This window comes from Cellulomonas sp. P4_A2, from assembly GCF_056402515.1.
Genome location: NZ_JBFUHG010000094.1, coordinates 1 through 479, shown reverse-complemented (window position 1 = coordinate 479; position 479 = coordinate 1). Strand labels below are relative to the sequence as shown.

1 pseudogene is annotated in these 479 nt (G+C 67.6%); it reads right to left on the bottom strand.

The annotated features are described in order from the left end of the window. Window positions 1-5: 5 nt before the first annotated feature. Window positions 6-429, bottom strand: a pseudogene (locus AC1DUE_RS20255) (2-oxo acid dehydrogenase subunit E2). Window positions 430-479: the final 50 nt, after the last annotated feature.

The following is a 479-nucleotide window of genomic DNA, read 5'->3' as shown; positions in this document are numbered from 1 at the left end:
CCGCCTTACAGGCCGAGCTCGACCTCGAACTCGCCGGCCTCCAGGATCGCCTTGACCGCGGTCAGGTAACGGGCGGCGTCCGCGCCGTCCACCAGACGGTGGTCGTAGGAGAGCGAGAGGTACGTCATGTCGCGCACCGCGCGAACCGGTGTTGCTGATGGTGAAGGTGGCACCGGACATGTCGTCCGGGGTCAGACCGCCACCGCGGGCCTYGCCGGCCAGCTCGGCGGTCTTCTTCGAGATACCGGCGATGTTCAGGTCGCCCGCACCCTTGATGACCGGGGTCATCAGACCCTTCTCGGCGTCCACGGCGATGCCGATGTTCTCCGAGTCGAAGTACGTGATGGTGCCCTCGTCCTCGTTGATCCGGGCGTTGACGACCGGGTGGGCCTTCAGCGCCTGGGCTGCCGCCTTCACGAAGAACGGCATCGGGGACAGCTTGACGCCCTCACGGGCGGCGAACGCGGCCTTCGCCTGGT